Origin of the sequence: Nocardioides sp., from assembly GCF_044226305.1 — a bacterium.
GTDB lineage: Bacteria > Actinomycetota > Actinomycetes > Propionibacteriales > Nocardioidaceae > Nocardioides.
This window is the reverse complement of the sequence record NZ_JBGAHF010000009.1, coordinates 1-21,031: the sequence shown is the minus strand read 5'-3', so window position 1 is coordinate 21,031 and position 21,031 is coordinate 1. Positions and strand designations below refer to the sequence as shown.

The 21,031-nt window shown below is 73.0% G+C and carries 19 protein-coding genes and 1 pseudogene; 12 read left to right on the top strand and 8 right to left on the bottom strand.

Annotated features, from left to right (window positions below):
- Positions 1-115: 115 nt before the first annotated feature.
- Positions 116-1,201, bottom strand: coding sequence for an inositol-3-phosphate synthase (locus tag ACILQ5_RS11130; RefSeq protein WP_395658070.1), 1,086 nt, complete (start codon positions 1,199-1,201; stop codon positions 116-118).
- A gap of 18 nt (positions 1,202-1,219) precedes the next feature.
- Positions 1,220-1,849 carry a PadR family transcriptional regulator gene (locus ACILQ5_RS11125; RefSeq protein WP_395658069.1) on the bottom strand — a complete coding sequence of 210 codons (630 nt, stop codon included), beginning with the start codon at positions 1,847-1,849 and terminating at the stop codon, positions 1,220-1,222.
- A gap of 184 nt (positions 1,850-2,033) precedes the next feature.
- Between ACILQ5_RS11125 and ACILQ5_RS11120 the strand changes: the two genes are divergently transcribed.
- Positions 2,034-4,346, top strand: a complete 2,313-nt coding sequence (locus ACILQ5_RS11120; RefSeq protein WP_395658068.1) for a transglycosylase domain-containing protein — start codon at positions 2,034-2,036, stop codon at positions 4,344-4,346.
- Entirely contained in the window at positions 4,346-5,791 is a 1,446-nt protein-coding gene (locus tag ACILQ5_RS11115) for a glycosyltransferase family 87 protein (protein ID WP_395658067.1), read from the top strand. The genes ACILQ5_RS11120 and ACILQ5_RS11115 overlap by 1 nt, the downstream gene beginning before the upstream one ends.
- Here ACILQ5_RS11115 and ACILQ5_RS11110 read toward each other — a convergent pair.
- Together ACILQ5_RS11110 and ACILQ5_RS11105 are read right to left on the bottom strand one after the other, a co-directional pair.
- Complete coding sequence (locus ACILQ5_RS11110; protein ID WP_395658066.1) at positions 5,752-6,807, bottom strand: alanine racemase; 1,056 nt, start codon at positions 6,805-6,807, stop codon at positions 5,752-5,754. The genes ACILQ5_RS11115 and ACILQ5_RS11110 overlap by 40 nt on opposite strands.
- A gap of 7 nt (positions 6,808-6,814) precedes the next feature.
- Positions 6,815-7,951 carry a lipid II:glycine glycyltransferase FemX gene (locus ACILQ5_RS11105; RefSeq protein ID WP_395658065.1) on the bottom strand — a complete coding sequence of 379 codons (1,137 nt, stop codon included), beginning with the start codon at positions 7,949-7,951 and terminating at the stop codon, positions 6,815-6,817.
- A 108-nt stretch (positions 7,952-8,059) separates the two neighbouring features.
- On the opposite strand from ACILQ5_RS11105, the gene ACILQ5_RS11100 reads away from it, so the two are divergent.
- The 5 genes from ACILQ5_RS11100 to ACILQ5_RS11080 are packed head-to-tail and all read left to right on the top strand — an operon-like array spanning position 8,060 to position 13,589.
- Complete coding sequence (locus ACILQ5_RS11100) at positions 8,060-8,791, top strand: RNA polymerase sigma factor (RefSeq protein WP_395658064.1); 732 nt, start codon at positions 8,060-8,062, stop codon at positions 8,789-8,791.
- Position 8,792: 1 nt separating this feature from the next.
- Positions 8,793-9,254, top strand: a complete 462-nt coding sequence (locus tag ACILQ5_RS11095; protein ID WP_395658063.1) for a hypothetical protein — start codon at positions 8,793-8,795, stop codon at positions 9,252-9,254.
- A 7-nt stretch (positions 9,255-9,261) separates the two neighbouring features.
- A complete protein-coding gene (locus ACILQ5_RS11090) occupies positions 9,262-10,827 on the top strand; it encodes a S8 family peptidase (protein WP_395658062.1) in 1,566 nt (521 codons plus the stop codon).
- A 4-nt stretch (positions 10,828-10,831) separates the two neighbouring features.
- The gene (locus tag ACILQ5_RS11085; RefSeq protein ID WP_395658061.1) at positions 10,832-13,252 is read left to right on the top strand and encodes a CHAT domain-containing protein; all 2,421 of its coding nucleotides are present in this window, start codon (positions 10,832-10,834) and stop codon (positions 13,250-13,252) included.
- Between the two features lie 34 nt (positions 13,253-13,286).
- Positions 13,287-13,589, top strand: coding sequence for a hypothetical protein (locus tag ACILQ5_RS11080; protein WP_395658060.1), 303 nt, complete (start codon positions 13,287-13,289; stop codon positions 13,587-13,589).
- On the opposite strand, the gene ACILQ5_RS11075 is transcribed toward ACILQ5_RS11080, so the two are convergent.
- The 4 genes and pseudogenes from ACILQ5_RS11075 to ACILQ5_RS11060 form a co-directional block, all read right to left on the bottom strand.
- Positions 13,551-14,789 carry a glycosyltransferase gene (locus ACILQ5_RS11075; RefSeq protein WP_395658059.1) on the bottom strand — a complete coding sequence of 413 codons (1,239 nt, stop codon included), beginning with the start codon at positions 14,787-14,789 and terminating at the stop codon, positions 13,551-13,553. The genes ACILQ5_RS11080 and ACILQ5_RS11075 overlap by 39 nt on opposite strands.
- Positions 14,786-16,840, bottom strand: coding sequence for an ArnT family glycosyltransferase (locus ACILQ5_RS11070; protein WP_395658058.1), 2,055 nt, complete (start codon positions 16,838-16,840; stop codon positions 14,786-14,788). Before ACILQ5_RS11070 ends, ACILQ5_RS11075 begins: the two co-directional genes overlap by 4 nt.
- A 162-nt stretch (positions 16,841-17,002) precedes the next feature.
- Positions 17,003-17,793: pseudogene (locus ACILQ5_RS11065) on the bottom strand (deoxyribonuclease IV).
- A 16-nt stretch (positions 17,794-17,809) separates the two neighbouring features.
- Positions 17,810-18,184 (bottom strand): DUF4406 domain-containing protein, encoded by a 375-nt coding sequence (locus ACILQ5_RS11060; protein WP_395658057.1) that lies wholly within the window; start codon positions 18,182-18,184, stop codon positions 17,810-17,812.
- Positions 18,185-18,252: 68 nt separating this feature from the next.
- Here ACILQ5_RS11060 and ACILQ5_RS11055 point away from each other — a divergent pair, with 68 nt between their 5' ends.
- From ACILQ5_RS11055 to rplI, 5 genes are all read left to right on the top strand, one after another.
- The gene (locus ACILQ5_RS11055; RefSeq protein WP_395658056.1) at positions 18,253-19,008 is read left to right on the top strand and encodes a DeoR/GlpR family DNA-binding transcription regulator; all 756 of its coding nucleotides are present in this window, start codon (positions 18,253-18,255) and stop codon (positions 19,006-19,008) included.
- Positions 19,009-19,213: 205 nt separating this feature from the next.
- Positions 19,214-19,504 (top strand): 30S ribosomal protein S6, encoded by a 291-nt coding sequence (rpsF, locus tag ACILQ5_RS11050; RefSeq protein WP_395658055.1) that lies wholly within the window; start codon positions 19,214-19,216, stop codon positions 19,502-19,504.
- A gap of 113 nt (positions 19,505-19,617) precedes the next feature.
- The gene (locus ACILQ5_RS11045) at positions 19,618-20,193 is read left to right on the top strand and encodes a single-stranded DNA-binding protein (RefSeq protein ID WP_395658054.1); all 576 of its coding nucleotides are present in this window, start codon (positions 19,618-19,620) and stop codon (positions 20,191-20,193) included.
- Between the two features lie 83 nt (positions 20,194-20,276).
- Positions 20,277-20,513, top strand: coding sequence for a 30S ribosomal protein S18 (gene rpsR, locus ACILQ5_RS11040; RefSeq protein ID WP_011758085.1), 237 nt, complete (start codon positions 20,277-20,279; stop codon positions 20,511-20,513).
- Positions 20,514-20,527: 14 nt separating this feature from the next.
- Entirely contained in the window at positions 20,528-20,974 is a 447-nt protein-coding gene (rplI, locus tag ACILQ5_RS11035) for a 50S ribosomal protein L9 (RefSeq protein WP_395658053.1), read from the top strand.
- The last annotated feature ends 57 nt before the right edge of the window (positions 20,975-21,031 follow it).

Genomic DNA, 21,031 nt, shown 5'->3' with positions numbered 1-21,031 from the left:
TCGAGACACCGAAAGAAGTGGCCCCCAGGAACCAGTCCTCGGGGCCACTTCCTGTGTCTCGACGGTCTCGGCGTCAGCCGAGGACCACCTCAGGTGAGGTCAGCAGGGAAGGAGGTCACTCCTCGCCGGCGATGAAGGCCTCGACGCGGCGGCGACCTTCGTCGTCGGGGAGCTGCACCGGCGGGGACTTCATCAGGTACGACGACGCCGAGATGATCGGGCCACCGATGCCGCGGTCCTTGGCGATCTTCGCCGCGCGGATCGCGTCGATGATGATGCCGGCCGAGTTCGGGGAGTCCCAGACCTCGAGCTTGTACTCCAGGTTCAGCGGGACGTCACCGAAGGTCGTGCCCTCGAGCCGGACGTAGGCCCACTTGCGGTCGTCGAGCCACGCGACGTAGTCGGACGGGCCGATGTGGACGTTGCGGTCGTCCTTCAGCCCGGCCAGCGGGCCGGTCAGGTTCGAGGTGACGGCCTGGGTCTTGGAGACCTTCTTGGACTCCAGGCGCTCGCGCTCGAGCATGTTCTTGAAGTCCATGTTGCCGCCGACGTTGAGCTGGTAGGTGCGGTCCAGCCGCACGCCACGGTCCTCGAACAGCTTCGCCATCACGCGGTGGGTGATGGTGGCGCCGACCTGGGACTTGATGTCGTCGCCGACGATCGGGACGCCGGCGTCCTCGAACTTCTTGGCCCAGACCGGGTCGGAGGCGATGAAGACGGGGAGCGCGTTGACGAAGGCCACGCCGGCGTCGATCGCGCACTGGGCGTAGAACTTGTCGGCCTCCTCCGAGCCCACCGGGAGGTAGGAGACGAGGACGTCGGCCTGCGTCTCACGCAGCACCTGCACGACGTCGACGGGGTCCGCGCCGGACTCCTCGATGGTCTGGCGGTAGTACTTGCCCAGGCCGTCGAGGGTGTGGCCGCGCTGGACGTCGATGCCCATCGTGGGGACGTCGCAGATCTTGATGGTGTTGTTCTGCGAGGCGTTGATGGCCTCGGACAGGTCCTTGCCGACCTTCATGTCGTCGACGTCGAACGCCGCGACGAACTCGACGTCGGAGACGTGGTAGTCGCCGAACGTGACGTGCATCAGGCCGGGCACCGTTCCCGCAGGGTCGGCGTCCCGGTAGAAGTGGACGCCCTGGACGAGGGAGGAGGCGCAGTTGCCGACTCCCACGATTGCTACTCGTACCGAACCCATGGGGATTCCTTCCTGTCCTTACTTCTGGGGCGTGGCCTGGTGGCCGCTGCTGGTGGTGCCGGGGGCGTCGGACGACGTCCCGGCTCTGTCCGGGTGCTGCTCTCCGCTGCGCTCGGCGTTGATGAGGTCCGAGAGCCACCGGACCTCGCGCTCGACCGACTCGACGCCGTGACGCTGGAGCTCGGCCGCGTAGCGGTCGACCTCCTGCTGCGTCATGTCGAGCTGGCCCTGGACGCGCTCGAGACGCTCCTGGAGCCGGGTACGACGACCCTCGAGGACCCGGAGACGGATCTCCATGTCGGTCGACGAGAAGAACGCGAAGCGGATGTCGAAGTTGTCGTCCTCCCACGCGGTGGGACCGACCTCCGACATCAGCCGCTCGAACTCCCGCGTGCCGGCCTCGGTCACCTGGTAGGTGATGCGGGGCCGCTTGGAGACCGGGGCCCCCGGGGTGCGCGTCGACATCGTCTCCTCGATGAGCGAGGAGCGGAGCATCTTCTTCAGGGTGGGGTAGAGCGATCCGTAGGAGAGCACCCGACCCCATCCGAGCATGAGGTTGAGCCGCTTGCGGAGCTCGTAGCCGTGCATGGGTCCCTCGTGCAGCAGCCCGAGGACTGCCAGCTCGATGGTCTCTGCGCGACGTGCCACGGGACCTATCGTAGCGATATATCCGTCCGTTGCGAATCCGGGACCTGTCACGACGTGCGGGGTTGCTCCGCAGGGGGGTCGTGCGGGCGACGTGGCACAGCGCACGCCGGCCGCGTCTTGGGCCCGCTCGGTGCCGCCCCGTACCCTGACGAGGATCTCGACCCCGACCCGCGGAGCCCCCGACGTGAGTGGTAAGCGCAGGGCCGCTGGCGGCCCCGCCAAGAAGAAGAGCGCGCCGAAGCGACCCCGCACCCGGAAGCAGAAGGTGCTGCGGGTCCTGATGTGGTTCGGGATCGCATTCCTGGCGCTCTCGCTCGTCGCGGTCGCGGGGTTCGTGTACCTCTACAAGACGACCGACATCCCCGACCCGAACAAGGACTTCCAGACCCAGACGTCCTTCGTCTACTACGCCGACGGCAAGACCGAGGTCGGCAGCTTCGCCAAGCAGAACCGCGAGTCGATCCCGCTCAAGGAGATGCCGGAGAACCTCCAGGACGCCGTGGTCGCCGCGGAGAACCGGAGCTTCTGGACCGACAAGGGCATCGACCCCAAGGGCATCATCCGCGCCGCGTTCAGCAACGCCTCGGGCAACGCCACGCAGGGTGCGTCGACGATCACCCAGCAGTACGTGAAGATCCTCTACCTCAGCCAGGAGCGCTCCTACCAGCGCAAGGTGAAGGAAGCGATCCTGTCGCTGAAGATCCAGCGCACGCAGAGCAAGTCCGAGATCCTCGAGGGCTACCTCAACACCATCTACTTCGGCCGCGGTGCGTACGGCGTCCAGGCCGCCGCCCAGGCCTTCTTCGACAAGGACGCGGCCGACCTCACGCTCCAGGAGTCCGCGGTCCTCGCCAGCGTGCTCAACAACCCGACGCACTTCGACCCGGCCAACGGTGCCGACTCGCGGCGCGCCCTGCACGAGCGCTACGACTACGTGCTCGACGGGATGGCGTCGGCGGGCAACATCACCCAGGAGGAGGCCGACAAGGCCAAGAAGCACCTCCCGGACTTCCCCGAGATCAAGGCCGAGAGCCGGTACGGCGGCCAGCGCGGCCACATGCTGACCCTGGTCCGCGACGAGCTGCACGCCCTCGACTACCGCGACCAGGAGATCGACGGCGGCGGCCTCCGGGTCACGACCACCTTCGACCCGAAGGTGATGAAGGCGGCCGAGGAGGGCGTGCTGTCCCAGCGCCCCGAGGGGTTCAAGGACAAGCAGCTGCACATCGGTGTCGCCAGCGTCGAGCCCGGCACCGGTGCGCTGCGCGGCTTCTACGGCGGCCAGGACTTCCTGGACTCCCAGATCAACTGGGCCACCGCCGGCGGCATGGTCGGCTCGACCATCAAGCCGCTGACCGTGGCGACCGCGCTCGAGAACGGCTACTCCCTCAAGGACACCTTCGACGGCAACTCGCCCTACGAGTTCCCCGACGGCCTGACCGTCAACAACGAGGGTCCCGGCGACGGCATCTCCTACGGCTCGGCGGTCAGCCTCACCTACGCCACCGAGCAGTCGATCAACACCGCGTTCGTCGACCTGTCGAACTCGATGGAGGGCGGCCCCGAGAAGATCGTCGAGACCGCCAACAAGGCGGGCATCCCGCCGACGAAGGCCGACCCGAAGTACCCCGGCATCCCCTCGACGAGCCGCGACCTCGAGCCGGACGCGCTCGTGACGCTCGGCAAGGCCCGGATCAGCGCGGTCAACATGGCCAACGCCTACGCCACCGTCGACAACGGCGGCGAGCGGGCCGACGTCCACGTCATCGACAAGGTCACGCTGGCCGACGGCACCGTCGACTACCAGTACAAACAGCACACGACGCCGGCCTTCGACGACGAGGACTCCCAGCGCAACGAGGACATCGCCGCGGACACCTCCTACGCGATGCAGCAGGTCGTCCTCAACGGCACCGGCCAGAACGCGCTCGCGCTGGGCCGCCACGCGGCCGGCAAGACCGGTACCGCGACCAACGACGACGGCGACGTCTCGTCCTCCTGGTTCGTCGGCTACACCCCGCAGCTGGCGACCGCCGTGATGTACGTCCGCGGTGACGGCGACGACGCGCTCAACGACTGGCTGCCGTCGTACTTCGGTGCCGACTACCCGACCCGCACGTGGACCGCGGTGATGAACGCTGCGCTGGAGGGCGAGCCGGACGAGGAGTTCCCGCCGCCGGCCAACCTCGACGGCGAGGCGCCCGAGACCGGCCACGACCCGTACACCCCGCCGCCGAGCACCTCCACGCCCAAGCCGAGCAAGACCCCCTCGGCGACGCCCACCGAGACGCCGTCGGAGACCCAGACGCCGACCCCGACGCCCACCCCGACGCCCACGCCGTCGGAGACCTGCACCCTGCTCGGCGGCTGCGGGACCCCCTCCGACACCCCGTCGCCGTCCGACACGGCCAGCACGCCGCCCGCCCAGAGCGGCGGTCCGGGCGGTCCGGGCGGCCGAGGCGAGGGGCGCGGCCGCCGGCGCCAGCGGGCGGCCTGATGCCCCCGGCGCGGGGTGACTGGGTCGATCCCACCACCGACGACCCAGTCGTCACCGCGCTCAGCGAGGGGGTCGGTGGACCCGTCGGCACCCGCGCCGGCCGGCACCCGTGGTGGACCCCGGTCCGCGTGGTCCTCGCGCTCACCGCGATCTGCCTCTCGCTCGGCATGTGGCAGAAGACGAACTGCTACGAGGACACCTGGCAGGACGGCGACGCGCGCTACAGCCACATGTGCTACTCCGACCTGCCCTACCTCTACACCGGCCGCGGGTTCGCCGAGCTGAGCTGGCCCTACAGCGACGACGCGCAGACCCGCGCGCGCTACGAGGTCATGGAGTACCCCGTCGGCATCGCCTACTGGGCGTACGGCGCCGCGTGGGTCACCCACTGGCTCAACGGGTCCCCGGACCTCGAGTCGCGCTACGGCCAGTCGGTCGGCGAGATGTCGGCGACCGACAGCGTGCACCGCGAGATGCGGATCTTCGTGGCGGTCAACGCGATCGGCTTCGCCGTGCTCGCGCTGCTCGCCGCCTGGTTCCTCAGCGGGGTGAACCCACGCCGGCCGTGGGACGCCGCGGCCTTCGCCCTCTCACCGGCGCTGTTGCTGACCGGGCTGGTGAACTGGGACCTGGTGGCCGTCGTCTGCGTGGCCGGTGCCTTGTGGGCGTGGGCCCGCGGCCGGCCCCTGCTGACGGGGGTGCTGATCGGCCTCGGCACGGCCGCGAAGCTCTACCCCCTCTTCCTGCTGGGCGGCGTGCTGATCATCTGCCTGCGCCGCCGCCGCCCGCGCGACCTCGGGCTCGTCACCCTGGGGGCGGCCGGCGCGTGGGTGCTGGCCAACCTGCCGGCGTACCTGTCGGGACCCGCGGAGTGGAAGGTGTTCTGGACCTTCAACTCCGAGCGCGGCGCCGACCTCGGGTCGGTGTGGCTGGTCGTGCAGCAGGCGCTGGAGAGGACCGGCGACCCGTTCTCGTTCGCCCCCCACACGATCAACGTCGGCTCGTGGCTGTTCTTCGGGGTGTGGTGCGTGGGGGTGCTGCTGCTCGGACTGGCCTCGCCGTCGACGCCGCGCCTGGCGCAGCTCGGGTTCCTGGTCGTGGCCGGGTTCCTGCTCGTCAACAAGGTCTACTCGCCGCAGTACGTCCTGTGGCTGCTGCCGCTGGCGGTGCTGGCCCGGCCCCGCTGGCGCGACCTGGTCATCTGGCAGGCCGGCGAGGTCCTCTACTTCGCCGCGGTCTGGTGGTACCTCGGCAACTTCCTCGCCCCCGGCGGTGGCGGCGACTCGGGCTTCTACTGGGTCGCGATCCTGGTGCGCATGGCCGCCGAGCTGTGGCTGGTCGCGATGGTGGTGCGCGACATCCTGCTCCCGCGCCACGACCCGGTGCGGGCCGCGGCGCTGGAACCTCAGCTCAGGACGATCCGGTCGAAGGCCGTCGCGGTGTAGCGCACCCGGACGTCGACCTGCTCGCCCACGTCGGGCACCCGCGCGCCGTGCGGCAGGAAGAGCATCGACGCCTGCATGTGCGGCGGCTCCGCGAAGAGCCGCTGCTTGCCGTCGATCGAGAACGGCGAGCGCACGAACCCGGCCGCGTCGAGGCCGCCCCGGGCCAGCGTCGCCGCCCGCGCCCGGAGCGAGGCGTCACCGGTCGGCGCCTCGAGGCCGATGCCGTGGGCGGTCCCGCCGCTGACGACCAGGATGTGCCCGGCCTTCGGGGCGGTGCGGTGCCGGTATCCGTAGAGGTCGCCGCGCTCGACCTCGTGGACGTCGAGCACCGTGGAGGTCACGTGCAGGGCGCCCCGGTCGCCGAGCCACAGGTCGGTGCCGACCCGCGGCCGGAAGGTCAGGTCGGGGTACGACGCGCGCAGCTCGGCCAGCTCGTCCGCGCTGAGGTGGCTGACCCAGATCGTGCCCAGCTCCAGCTCGGCGGCGACGACGTCGTTGACGAGCCGGCGCACCTCGGTCAGGTGCACGCCGTGGGCGAGCGGGAGGTGCAGCGCCACGCCCTCGACCCGCGCACCCGGCCGGGCCGCGACCTCGCGCGCCGCCGCCCACAGGCCGCGCGCGGTCATCCCGTGCCGCAGCATGCTGGTCGCCCGCTCGAGCACGAACCGCGCGTCCGGCTGCCGGTCGAGCAGGTCGGTGAGGTCCTCGGTGCGGCTGACGGTGTGGACGACCCGCTTCCCGAGCGCGGGGTCGACCTCGAGGGCGGCGCCGAAGGGCCGCCACGGCGTCAGGACGAGCAGGCTGCCGTCGTACCGGCTCGCGACCGCGGGCAGCTCGTCGTAGGTGCCGACGGCGATGGTGTCGAGCCCCAGCCACTGGGTCTTGCGGGCCAGCCGGCCGACCGTGAAGCCGTAGCCGTTGCCCTTCGCGACCGGGACCAGTCCCGGGGTGACCTCGGTGAAGGCGCGCAGGTGGGCCCGCCAGCGGTCGCCGTCGACCGTGAGGGTGAGGCTCATCGACCGCTCACCCGCGCCGCTTCATGTAGACGTCGAAGGCCTTGTAGAGCGGCTTGCTCAGCGGCAGGTCCCACTCCCCGACGTACTCGACGGCCTCGCCGCCGGTGCCGACCTTGAACTGGATCAGCCCGAGGTGGGGGTCGTCGGAGGCGAGGGTCTCGGTGATCCCGCGCAGGTCGTAGACGTCGGCGCCGGCCGCGATCGCGTCGCGGATCATCGCCCACTGCACGGCGTTCGACCCGCGCACCTCGCGCTTCTCGGTGGACGAGGCGCCGTAGGAGTACCAGGCGTGGGCACCGACCCGGATCGCGATCGTCGCCGCGACCAGCGTCCCCTCGTGCCGCGCGGTGTGCAGCCGGATCCGGTCGGGGTCCTCGGCCGAGAGGGCGTCGACCATGGTCGTGAAGTACGACAGCGGCCGCGGGGTGAAGTGGTCGCGCTCGGCGGTGTGGACGTAGAGGTCGTGGAAGGACTTCAGCTCGGGGTCGATCGCCGCGCCGGCGTACGCCGCGGTCTCGACGCCCTCCTTGGCGGCCTTCTTGATGTTGCGGCGCCACAGCTGGTTCATGCCGGCCAGCACCTCGTCCTCGGTGCGGCCGGCGAGCGGGACCTGGAAGACGTGCTGCGGCTGCCCGGCGGCGAACCCGCCCTCGACGGCCTGCGGTCGCCAGCCGAGCTCGGTCAGCTGCGAGACGACGCGCGCGCCGGTGTGGGTGCGCTCGGTGGGCGGGAGGTCCCCGAGGCGGCGGACCGCGTCGTCGGCGATGCCGGCCTTGACGGTGGCCGCGTCCCAGCGCCGGGTGACGACGGGCGGGCCCATCCGGACCCCGAACGCGCCCTGCTCGCGCAGGTGGGCGGCCATCGGCGTCAGCCAGGACGCGAGGTCCTCGTCGGCCCAGTCCAGGTCGGGGCCCTCGGGCAGGTAGGCGAGGTAGCGCTTGAGGCGCGGCAGCTGGCGGTAGAGGACCAGCCCGGCACCGACGAGCTCCTCGCCGCGGAAGAAGCCGATCGACTCGTGGCGCCACTCCGCCTTCACCCGGCCCCAGGCCGGGGTCTGCAGGAAGCTCACCGAGCGGCGACCGCGGATGAACCCGAGGTGGTCGTCAGCGGGGATCGCGCGGACGATCAGCTCTGTGGGGGGCACCGTCCGAGGCTACCGAACGGTTCCACGGGCGCTCGGGTCACCCGGGCTCACCCGGCTCGGGCGAGGACGGCGGGCGGGCGACGGGTGACGATGGCGGGAGAAATAGTCGTGACGGTCGCGTATCAGGGTGCGATCCTCGAACTCCTGCAGGACGTGATCCTGATCGAGCGACACACGAGACACCGGGGAGCGGCGCGACCAGTGAGCGGGCACGGCTCGGGACGGCCGTCCGGGGGAGGACACCCCGGCGGCGTCACGGCACGCTCCGGTGAGGTCTGGGCGGAGGCCACCGCCGGCTTCAACCGCTGGGCCGCGGGCGACCCTGCCGGGCTCGACGACCTGGTGGCGGTGATGACCCCGGTGCTGTGGCACGTGGTGCGCTCCTACCGGCTCTCGGAGTCGGCCGCCGAGGACGTCATCCAGACCACCTGGCTGGCGCTGGTACGCCGGCGCGCGGCCATCCTCGACTCCGTGGCCATCGGCGGGTGGCTCACGACCACGGCGCGCCGCGAGGCCTGGCGGGTCGCGCAGGGCGACGGCCGCGCGCTCCCGGTCGCCGTGGAGGACCTCGAGCCCCGCATCCCGGCGGAGCACTCGGCCGAGGAGGCCGCCCTGGAGCACGACCAGGACGACCGGCTGTGGGCCGCGGTCGACGGGCTGCCCGAGCGCTGCCGCCGGCTGCTGCGGATCGTCGCCTTCGAGAACCGCCCGGACTACCGTGAGCTCGCGAGCGACCTCGGGATGCCGGTCGGCAGCATCGGCCCCACCCGGGGCCGCTGCCTGGCGAAGCTGCGCGTCGCCCTGATGCAGACCGGTCCCGCTGAGTGGGGGGAGCACTGAGATGAGCGAGCTGAGCAGGGACGCGCTCCTGGGCATCGTCCGCGACGTGTGGGAGCGCCAGGACCCGGTGCCGGACCACCTCGTCGCCGCGATGCAGGCGGCCGCCGCGGCCGCCGCCTCCGACCTCGATGTCGAGCTGATGGAGCTGGTCGAGCAGGCCACCGCGCTCGTCGGCGCGCGCGGCACGACGTCGTACACGCTGCGCTTCGTGCACGGTGACACCGACCTGCTGCTGCGGGTCGCGGTCGACGGCAGCAGCTCCCGCGTCGACGGCTGGGTGGTGCCGCCCGAGCCGATGACCGTGCGGGCACTGCCCGGCGACGACGTCACGCCGTACGCCGCCGTGGTGACCGACACCGGCCGCTTCGAGCTCACCGACCTGCCGCTCGGGCTGCTGCGCCTGCGGCTCGAGCCCCACGACACCACCCGCCCGGCGTTCGCGACGCCGACCTTCGAGATCTGAGGTCCCCATGGAGGAGCAGCCCGACCCGAAGCGCCCCACCCGCAAGCCGCTCGACCGGGACCCAGCGCCGCCACCGCGGGACAGCATCGCCCCCGTGCAGGGCCGGGTGCTGGACCCCGCGACGGCGCTCGTCGTCGACGGGGTGGTGCCCCGCCCGACCGTCTATGTCGGGCCGCGGCTGACGATCTCGAAGTCCGTGGACCTCGCCGGGGCGCTCGAGGTGCTCGGTCTCGTCGCCGAGCGGCTCGGCTGGAAGGTGACGCTGGAGCCCGAGGACCGGCGCACGGCCCGGCTGCGGTTCGGCCTGCGCACGGTCACCATCGGCGTGGCCTCCGACCGGGCCGCGATCGCCCCGGACGCCTGGACGCTCCTCCAGCAGACCCGCGCGCAGTTCGGGGTCGAGGCGGTCCGCGGGGTCGGTCTCGACCACGTGCTCTTCCCGGGAGACATCGAGCCGAACCCGTTCCACATCCCGAGCCCCTTCCACATCCCGAGCCCGTTCCACATCCCGTCGGGCGCCGGCGGCGCCCCCTCGGCCCCGATCGCCACCTACGCGGCGCCGGGCTCCGGTGGTCGCCAGCCGGTGGCGTACGTCGGTCCGGAGCCCGTGCGGCACGACGCCGTCGAGGGCCGCCGCCCGGTCGTGGCGATCCTGGACACCGGGTGCGGACGGCACCCCTGGCTCGACCGTGCGGTCACCACCGGTGTCACCCTCGACGGCGAGCCGATCGGCTACACCAACCCCCTGACGGACGCCGAGGTCCGCGGCGGCGACCTGCAGGGCCAGCTCGACGGCGTCATCGACCCGTTGGCCGGCCACGGCACCTTCATCGCCGGCCTGGTCCACCAGGGCTGCCCGGACGCCGACCTGCTCGTGTGGCGGATCGTCCCCTCCGAGGGGCCGATCGTCGAGTCCGACCTCGTGGCGGCGCTCGCCCAGGTCGCCGAGCTCGCCCGGCGGCACCGCGCCGGCGAGGAGGGTGGCCGCGCCATCGACGTGCTGAGCCTGTCGATCGGTTACTACCACGAGACCCCGGAGGATGCCCTCTTCGACCCGACGATGTCGTCGATCCTCGAGGACCTCACGGCCGGTGGCACCGTCGTCGTCTGCTCGGCCGGGAACGACGCGACCAGCCGCCCCAGCTTCCCGGCGGCGTTCGGCCCGTGGTCCGACGGCACCGGTCCGATCCCGCCCGACCCGGCCCGGCTGCCGATCGTGTCGGTCGGCGCCCAGAACCCCAACGGGTCGACCGACGCGCTGTTCAGCAACGCGGGTCCCTGGGTGCGGGTCTTCGCCCCCGGAGCTGCGCTCGTGAGCACGATGCCGAAGTTCCAAGGTGGCCTGCAGCCGGTCGCCCGGACCCGGGCCTTCGACCGGGTCCGCGAGTCGATCGACCCGGACGACTTCCGCAGCGGCTTCGGTGTGTGGAGCGGCACCTCCTTCGCCGCCCCGGTGGTCGCGGGGCGGATCGCCGCCGGCCTGCTCGGGCGCATCGACGGGGAGGAACCGGCCCAGGCCGTCGCCCGCTGCTGGCAGGTGGTGGAGAAGGTCACCGGCATCAGGCCAGACTGACGCCGTGCTGACTGCCCGGGAGCTCCACGCGCGCGGGGTCGCGCAGATGCAGGCCGGGAGGGTGGCCGCGGCGCGCGAGCCGCTGCGACGTGCCCTGGACCGCACCGACGACGAGGCGTTCCTCGGCTCGGTCGAGGCGAGCCTGGCCTACGTCGAGGCCGAGCTCGGCGATCGGGACGAGGCGATGCGGCTGTGCCAACGAGCACTCGCCCGGCCGGGCCTCGACGAGGTGACGCGGGGGACGATCCACGGCCAGCGCGCGCTGCTGCTGATGCTGGGTGGTCGGACCGCCGAGGCGCTCGACGAGTTCGCCACGGCGATCGGGCTGCTGCAAGGCTCTCCGGTCGTCCTCGGGAGGGCGCACGTCAACCGGGGCAACGTGCGGCTCCAGCTCGGTGACCTGGGCCGGGCCCGTGACGACTTCACCGTGGGTGCGGGGCACCTCGCGGGTGCTGGGCTGCCGGTCGAGGCGGCCATGGCGGAGCACAACCTCGGCTACACCCACTTCCTCGCCGGTGACCTGCCGGACGCGCTCCGGCTGATGGACACGGCTCGACCGGTCCTCGCGCCGTTGAGCCCGGTCTCCGCCGCCACCTGCGACCAGGACCGGGCGGAGGTGCTGCTGGCCGCCGGCCTCGTGCGCGAGGGCAGGGAGGCGCTCGACGGGGCGGCGCGCGCCTACGGCGCCCGCCGGCTCCGCCGGCGCCAGGCCGAGGCCGAGCTCGCGCTGGCCCGGGCCACCCTGCACGTCGACCCGGCGGGGGCGCGCCGCTCGGCCCGGTCGGCGGCGCGGCACTTCGCCCGGGCAGGGGCCGAGGCGATGCGCCGCCGGGCCGAGGTCGCCGCCCTCGTGGCCGAGGCCGAGCTCGGCACCGCGTCTCCCCGACGGCTGCGCGCGGAGAGCGAGCGGCTCGCCGAGGAGATGGAGAAGCAGGGTCTGGACTGGCCGGCGGCCGGGGCCCGGTTGGTCGCCGCCCGGGCGGGAGGCGGACCGGTCGGCCCCCGCGTGGCGGCCGACGCCCCCCTGGAGATCCGGCTGCTCGACCACGGCGTCCGCGCCGACGTCGCCACGGTCGCGGGCCGGACCGACGTCGCCCTCGACGAGCTGCGGTCGGGGCTCTCGGACCTGCACGCCTGGCAGAGCTCCTTCGGCTCCCTCGACCTGCAGACCGGCGTCACCGGCCAAGGGGTGCGTCTGGCCGCCTCGGGTCTCGCGCTCGCCGTGGGGTCGCGAGACCCCGAGGTGCTGTTCGAGTGGTCCGAGCGGGCCCGGATGCTGGCCAGCCGGGTGCAGCCGGTCCGGGCGCCGGAGGACCCGCAGATCGTCGCGGACCTCACCGAGCTGCGCGGGATGGCCACCGGTGACGGGATGCGGGACGCCGCGCGCGAGGCCGAGCTGCGGCAGCGGGTGCGCGAGCGGGCCTGGCAGCACCGCGGCTCCGGCGCGGTCGCCGACCCGCTCACCCTCCCCGAGCTGCGGTCCGCCCTCGACGACGGGACCGCGCTGACGGCGTACGTCGTCGCGGCCGGCCACGTGGTGGCGCTCGTCGTCACCGCCGAGGACGTGACCTGGGTCGACCTCGGCGAGCGGTCCCGGGTCGACGCCCTGCTCGGTGGGCTGCTGCCGGACCTCGACGTCGCCGCGTCGGACCTGGCCGAGCCGATGGCCGGGTTCGTGCGCGCGGAGCTGGCCGACCGGCTCGCGTCGATCGCGGACGTGCTCGTGACGCCGGTCCTGGCCGCGGTCGGCGACCGGGCGGTCGTGCTCACGCCGTCGGGGGTGCTGGCCGGTGTGCCCTGGACCCTCCTGCCCGGGTTCACCGGCCGGCCGGTCACCGTCGCGCAGTCGGCGACCAGCTGGCGTGCCCGCCGGACGACGCCGCTGCGCTCGGCCACCGCCGGCTTCGTCGCCGGTCCGCGCGTCGCCCGCGCCGAGGACGAGGTGACTGCTGCGGCGAAGGAGTGGCCGGCCGCGCGGGTGCTGACCGGCGGCGACGCGACCGCCGCCGCGGTCTCCGAGCTCGCGGGCTCGGTCGACGTGCTGCACGTGGCGGCCCACGGGCGACACAGCGCGGAGAACGCGATGTTCTCCGGCCTCCAGCTCGCCGACGGCCCGTGGTTCGGCTACGACGTCGACCAGCTCCGGCAGGTGCCGGACGTCGTCCTGCTCTCGGCGTGCGAGGTCGGCCGCTCGACCGTGCGCTGGGGCGACGAGCTGATCGGCATGACGACCGCCTGGCTGCACGCCGGTGCCCGCTGCGTCATCGCGTCGCCGGCCGCGGTGAACGACCGCGCGGCGTACGACGTCCTCGTGGCCGTCCACCAGCAGCTGGCCGCCGGGGTCGGTCCCGCCGCGGCGCTGGCCGCGGCGGTGCCGGCGGTCTCGGCCGGCACCGCCCCCGTGCCGCTGGTCTGCTTCGGGTAGGTATCTGGCCCGCCGGACGCTGCTCCTCGGGGGCATGGCGACCACCACGGCGACCCCCCACCGCATCCTGCGTGACCCCAAGCCCGGCGAGCTCGTCCGGATCCCGCCGGGCGGCCGGCTGGAGGTGCGGTTCCGCCGCCGGGGCCTCGGCCTCAGCCGGTGGCAGGTCGAGCTCCGGCCCGCCCACCTGGTGCCGCTCGAGGTCGGCGACCACGGCTTCCACTTCCTCGCCTTCCGCGGCGCTGCCGACGACCCGCAGCCGTTGCGGCTGGTGCGCAGTCGAGTCGACCGGCCCGGCTCAGGCGAGGTCCGCGACCTGCTGGTGCAGGTCGGCTGAGCGCCGTCGGCGGACGAAGACCCAGCTGCGCATCGCCACGAACCGCATCACGGTCACGACCAGGTTGGCGACCGTCAGCACCACCACCTCGACGGTGCGGGTGCTCGAGCCCGTGGCCTGCACCAACCACAGCGACCCGCTGGTGACGCCGAGGCCGACCGCGAACACGAGCAGTCCGCGCAGCTGGTGCCGCAGGGCTCCCTCCCGGCCGCGCAGCCCGAAGGTCAACCGGCGGTTGGCCGCGGTGTTCGCGACCGCGGTGAGCAGCAGGGCCAGCAGGTTCGCCGTGAACGGCGGGAACGGGCCGCGCAGCAGCAGGTAGAGCACGGCGTACGCGAGGGTCGAGCCGATGCCGACGAGCGCGAACATCGCCAGCTGCATCCCGAGGCGGCCGCTCCCGGCGTCCGCCGACGCGCGACCGAGCCGCTGCGCCACGTCGCTGACCGGGATCCGGCCGGACAGCAGCCCGCGTCCGAGCCGTGCGATGCCGCGCAGGTCGTCGACCGCCGTACGGACGAGGTCGACCCGGCTGTCCGGGTCGTCGACCCAGTCCACCGGCACCTCGTGGATCCGGAGCCCCGCGCGCTCGGCGAGCACGAGCAGCTCGGTGTCGAAGAACCAGGCGTCGTCCTCGACGAGCGGGAGCACCTCCTGGGCGACGTCGGCCCGGATCGCCTTGAATCCGCACTGCGCGTCGGAGAACCGGGCGCGCAGCGTGCCGCGGAGCAGCAGGTTGTAGCAGCGGGAGATCAGCTCGCGCTTGGGGCCGCGGTGGACCCGCGACCCGTGCCCGAGGCGGGTGCCGATCGCCAGGTCGGAGTGGCCGCTGATCAGCGGCGCCACCAGCGGGAGCAGCGCGTTGAGGTCGGTCGACAGGTCGACGTCCATGTAGACGAGCACCGTGGCGTCCGACGCGGTCCACACCCGCTTGAGCGCCCGCCCGCGTCCCTTCTCGGCGAGGTGCACGACCTCGACGTTCGCGCGGGTGTGCGCCAGCCGGCGGGCGATGATCGCGGTGGCGTCGGTGCTCGCGTTGTCCGCGATCGTGACCCGGGAGGTCCACGGCATCGTCGCGAGGTGGTCGAGCACCCGGTCGACGGACGCGGCCAGGTCGCGCTCCTCGTTGTAGACCGGGATGACCACGTCGAGGGTGACCACGGCGGTGTCGGCGTCGGTGTCGGCGCGCTGGACGGCGGTCACGACGCGGCGCCCGTCGAGAGGTCGTAGACGGTCACGCCGTCGACCGTGGTGGCCTCGAAGGTGGACTCGACCCACGACGCGATCGCGCTGCTGGCGCTGCTGCCGCCCATCGACTGGCCGAAGCCGCCGCCGCCGATGAACCAGTGGATCTGCCCGTCCGCGACGTACTCCTGGAACTGCGCCAGGGTCGGGCTCGGGTCGGAGCCGTTGAACCCGCCGATCGCCATCACCGGGTCCTCGGTGGCGAGCTGGTAGCCCGCCGCGGAGTTGGAGCCCACGGCCGCCGCGACCCAGGTGTAGGAGCCCGCGTCCTGCTCGAGCAGCGCGGTGAGCTCCGCGCTCGGCTCGCTGCCCTGGAGCAGGCCGCCGATGCCACCGGTCATGCCACCGGTCATGCCCTGCGGTCCACCCGGGAGCATCCCCGGGGTGGTGGTCCCCTGAGGTGGCGTCATCCCCTGCGGAGGCGTGCCCGGCATGCCCTGCGGCGGGGTGCCGCCCGGTCCGCCGCCCGGCATGCCGCCGGGTCCGCCACCGGGTCCGCCGGTGGCGGAGCTGACCGCGGGACCGGCGGTGGGGATCGACCCGGTGTGCGGCGTCGCGGCCGTCTGCACGGCGTACGCCGCGGGGCCGGCCAGCGCCGCGAGGACCGCGACCCCGGCCGCGGCGAGCGCGACCCGGCGCGGCAGCCACCGCAGGGTGGCGAGGACGACGGCCGAGCCGAGGCCGGCGACGAGGACCACCCAGCGCAGCCAGGGCACGAAGTCGGGGCTGCGGCTGAGCAGCACGAACCCGGTGACGGCGGCCGCGGCGACGGCGAGGAGCGCGGCACCGGCCGCGACCGGTGAGCGGCGCTGCTGCCACACGAGGGCCGCGCCGATGCCGACGAGCGCCGCGATCGCGGGGGCCAGGGCGACGGTGTAGTAGGCGTGGAAGATGCCGGCCATGAAGCTGAAGGTCAGCCCGGTGACGAGCAGCCAGCCGCCCCAGACGACCAGCCCGGCGCGGGCGAGGTCGGTGCGCGGTGCGCGGCGGGTCAGCCAGAGGCCGGCGACGAGGAGCAGCAGGGCGGAGGGCAGCAGCCAGGCGACCTGGCCGCCGACCTCACCGTCGAGCAGCCGGGTGATGCCGGTCTGGCCCCACATCGACCCGCCGGCGCCACCGCCGGCCGGACCACCGCCGCCGACCGACCCGGTCTCGTCGCCGGTCAGCCGGCCGAAGCCGTTGTAGCCGAGGGTGAGCTCGAGGATCGAGTTGTCCTGGGAGCCGCCGATGTAGGGGCGGCTCGCAGCCGGCCAGAGCGACACGATCGCGATCCACCAGCCACCGGCCAGGAGCATCGCGCCGAAGGCGACCAGCAGGTGGCCGATCCGCTTCAGCACCCGGGGCTGGCCGGCGAGGAGGTAGACCAGCGCGAGCGCGGGGAGGACTAGGAACGCCTGGAGCATCTTGGTGAGGAAGGCCAGCCCGACCAGCGCGCCGGCCAGCGCGAGCCACCGGGCAGGGTGCCGGACGCCGGACTCGATCGCGCGCAGGGTCGCGTAGACGGAGCCGACCAGGAGCAGCACGAGCAGTGCGTCGGGGTTGTCGAACCGGAACATGAGGACGGCGACCGGCGTCAGCGCCAGGACGGCTCCGGCGAGCAGCCCGGCCGCGGACGACCGGGTCGTGCGCCGTACGGTCGCGACCAGCAGCCAGACCGCGAGCACGCCCTCGACCGCCTGCGGCGCGAGGATCGACCAGGACGAGAGCCCGAAGACCCGCACCGAGAGCGCCATCGGCCACAGCGCCAGCGGCGTCTTGTCGACGGTGATGCTGTTGGCGGCGTCGGAGGACCCGAAGAAGAACGCCTTCCACGACTCCGAGCCGGCCTGGGCGGCGGCGCTGTAGAAGCTGTTCGCCCACCCGGACTCGCCGAGCCCCCACAGGTAGAGGACGGCGGTGCCGACGAGCAGGGCCGCCAGGGTCGGGCGGTACCACCGCTCCGCGCCCGACGGGGGCGGGGTCGCGGGTGGCGCGGGGGCTGGGCGCTCGGTGAGGGTCGCAGTGGTCATGACCTCACGCTCGCTCCGCCCCTTGGCTCCGCGGTGTGGTCGCTCTGTGGGTCACCTGTGAGGGCCGAGGCCCCGGGACGTCATACGAGGTGGCGGCGGGGCGACCGGTTCGGACGACGTTGCGGGCGGGCCGGACGACGTTGCGCGCGCGACCCGCGGGGACTAGAGGCGCTCGCGCAGCCAGTCGGCGTCGGCGGTGTGCTCGGCGGCGCCGCCGGGGGTCTCGAGGACGACGGGCGCGCCGGCGTCGCGGACGATCGCGGCCAGCAGGTCGGGGTCGACCTTGCCGGCGCCGAGGTTGGCGTGCCGGTCGGCGCCGGAGTCGAACTCGTCGCGGCTGTCGTTGCAGTGCACCAGGTCGATGCGGCCGGTGATCTTCCGGACGTCCTCGACGACGGTCTCGAGCGCGTTGCCGCCGGCGTGGGCGTGGCAGGTGTCGAGGCAGAAGCCGACCCGGTCGAACTGCTCGGTGGAGGAGATCGCGTCCCACACCCGGCCGATCCGGTCGAGGTAGCGCGTCATCGCGTTGTCGCCGCCGGCGGTGTTCTCGATGAGCAGCGGCAGCTTCAGGTCGACCGCCTCGACCGCCTTGCGCCAGTTGTCGAAGCCCTTCTCCGGGTCGTCGGCCTTGTTGACGTGGCCGCCGTGCACGATCAGCCCGCGGGCCCCGATCGCGGCCGCGGCGTCGACGTGCTGCTGAGCAGCTTGCGGCTCGGGATCCGGATCCGGTTGTTCGTGGTCGCGACGTTGACGATGTACGGCGCGTGCACGTAGAGCCCGACGCCCGCGGCCTCGGCATCGGCGCGCAGGCCGTCGGCGCCGCCGGCGTACCGGACCTCCGGCCCCTGGTAGCCCTGCGGGTCGCCGAGGAAGAACTGCACGTGGGTGAAGCCGCGCGCCTGCGCCTCGGCGATCGGGTCGGTCTGCTCGACGTGGGCTCCGATCGCGATCATGGGATCCACCCTAGGGTCACGCTCCGACGTACCCCGGCACGTCCTCCAGGCGGTGCCAGACCGGCAGCCCACGCTCCTCCGCGATGCGCACGTCCTGGTCGGCGCCGGTCGACTCGCCGGGCAGCCGCAGCACGCCGTCGCAGTGCTGGAGCAGCCGCTCGGCGGTCGGGTACATCACCTGCTCCGCGAGCGGGTCGGTCGGGCCGCTGGCGCCGGCGCTGCTCAGCACGGGCAGCGCCACCCACTCGCCGATCATCGGGACGTGGCCGGCGGCGAAGAGCGGCCAGGCCGCGGTCTCCAGCGCGGCCAGGTTGGCCGCCATCCGGTCGGGGTCGTCGTCGGTGCCGGACCGGTAGGGGCCGGCGATCAGGATCATCAGGGGCTTGGTCATGCCACGACGGTAGCGTGCAGATTCGTGCAGAATCAAGACGATTCGTGCAGAACCGCTAGGGTGACGCCATGCTGGCCGCCCAACGCCGGGAGCTGATCCTCGCCACCCTCCGCGACGAGGGCCGGGTGGTGGCCAAGGACCTCGCCGCCGAGCTCGACCTCTCCGAGGACACCATCCGCCGCGACCTCCGAGAGCTCGCCGGGGAGGGGCTGCTCCACCGCGTGCACGGAGGCGCGCTCCCGGCGTCCCCGGCGGTCGCCGACTTCACCGCGCGCACCGCCATCGGCACCGGCGCCAAGGCCGAGGTCGCCCGCACCGCGGCCGCCCTGGTGCGGCCGGGGCAGACGGTCGCGATCGACGGCGGTACGACGGCCCGCGAGCTCGCCCGCCGGCTCCCGCGCGACCTCCGGGCGACCGTGATCACGCACAGCCCGACGATCGCGGTCGAGCTCGCCACGCACCCGACCGTCGAGGTGATCATCGTGGGCGGACGGCTCTTCAAGCACTCGGTGATCGCCGGGGGAGCGCTGGCGCACGAGGCGATCGGTCGGGTCAGCGCCGACCTGTTCTTCCTCGGGGTCACCGGGGTGCACCCGTCCGCGGGACTGACCACCGGCGACGCCGACGAGGCCGCGATCAAGCGAGCCTGGACCGAGCGGTCCGCCGAGACCTACGTCCTCGGCAGCGCCGAGAAGATCGGTGCGGCCTCGGCGTTCGAGGTCGTCCCGCTGGCCGGGGTGACGGCGGTGATCACCGACGCCGGCGCCCCCGAGCGCGGGGTGGCGGAGCTGCGCGCGGCCGGGGTCCGGATCCTGGGGGTGTAGGCCCGACCGCGGGGGCGTCCACGGGTCCGCCCTGCGATTCGGCGCGGCTCCGGGGGCGCTGATAGCCTGAGGCGTTCCTCGCGCCCGGCACCCACCGACGGGTGCCCCGTGAGGAGCCCGTCCGGTCCGCCGGACGGCGAAACGCATCGCCCTCCTGCCACGGAGAGTCCGTGGCCGCCTGAGTCCAGAGGAGGTGGGGACCACCGTGCGTGCCTACGAAGTGATGGTCATCCTCGACCCGAGCATCGAAGAGCGGACCGTCGAAGGGTCGCTCGACAAGTACCTCAACGTCGTCCGCAAGGACGGCGGCAGCGTCGAGTCCGTCGACGTGTGGGGCCGGCGTCGCCTGGCCTACGAGGTCAAGAAGAACGCCGAGGGCATCTACGCCGTCATCACGCTGAACGCCGAGCCGGCCACGGTCAAGGAGCTCGACCGCCAGCTCACCCTCAACGAGTCGATCCTGCGCACCAAGGTCATCCGACCCGACGCGCGCTGACCACCGGGCCACGCGCCCTGTGGACCACCACTTCCGCCTGTCGGTGCGAGACGCAACGATGTGCGGACGTGGTCGGACGACTCTGATCAGAACCAACGCTTAGGGAGCCCTTCATGGCAGGCGAGACCGTCATCACGGTGGTCGGCAACCTCGTCGACGACCCGGAGCTGCGCTTCACCCCGTCGGGTGCGGCCGTGGCGAACTTCCGGATCGCGTCGACGCCGCGCACCTTCGACCGGCAGACCAACGAGTGGAAGGACGGGGACGCGCTGTTCCTCTCCTGCTCGGTCTGGCGGCAGGCCGCGGAGAACGTCGCCGAGTCCCTGCAGCGCGGCATGCGCGTCGTCGTGCAGGGCCGCCTGAAGTCCCGCACCTACGAGACCCGCGAGGGCGAGAAGCGCACCGTCTTCGAGATCGAGGTCGAGGAGGTCGGCCCGTCGCTGAAGTACGCCACCGCGAAGGTCACCCGCACCACCCGTCAGGGCGGTGGGGGCGGCTACTCCGGCGGCGGCGGTGGCGGCGGCCAGCAGGGCGGCGGCGGGGACGACCCGTGGGCCACCCCGGCGCAGCCGCAGGGCGGCCAGGGCGCACCTGCCCAGGGCGGTTCGTACGGCGGTGGCGGCCAGTCCGCCCCGGCCAACGACCCGTGGGGTGCTCCCGGCGCCGGCTCCGACGAGCCTCCGTTCTGATCCACCCGAAATCCCGAACACCCTCAACCATTCCGGCACTCAACCCACTCGTGGGGCCGGGCTTCTAGGAAGGAAGCACCACAATGGCCAAGGCAGTGATTCGCAAGCCCAAGAAGAAGGTTTGCCAGTTCTGCAAGGAGAAGGCGACCGGTGTCGACTACAAGGACACCGCCCTGCTCCGCAAGTTCATCTCCGACCGCGGCAAGATCCGTGCCCGTCGGGTGACCGGCAACTGCGTCCAGCACCAGCGCGACGTGGCCATCGCGGTCAAGAACGCCCGTGAGGTGGCTCTGCTGCCCTACACGTCGACCGGTCGCTGAGAGGAGGCACGCAGATGAAGCTCATCCTGACCCAGGAAGTCACCGGTCTCGGTGCCCCCGGCGACGTCGTCGAGGTGAAGGACGGCTACGGCCGCAACTACCTCGTCCCGCGTGGCCTCGCGCTGCGCTGGACGCGCGGTGCGGAGAAGACGGTCGAGTCGATCAAGGCCGCGCGCGCCACGCGTGCGGTGCGCGACCTCGACCACGCCGCCCAGATCAAGTCCAAGCTCGAGGCCGAGCCGGTCAGCGTCAAGGTGCGCGCCGGTTCCGGCGGTCGCCTCTTCGGCGCCGTCACCGTCTCGGAGATCGCCGGAGCCCTCGCGGAGGCCTCCGGTGAGCAGGTCGACAAGCGCACGATCGTGGTGACCAACCCGATCAAGTCGCTCGGCGCCCACGAGGTGTCGGTCAAGCTGCACGACGACGTGTCGGCCACGGTGGCCCTCAACGTCATCCCGGCCTGACCCAGCAGCGCAGCGGCAACGTCGCGACGGCCCGCCAGCACCCGCTGGCGGGCCGTC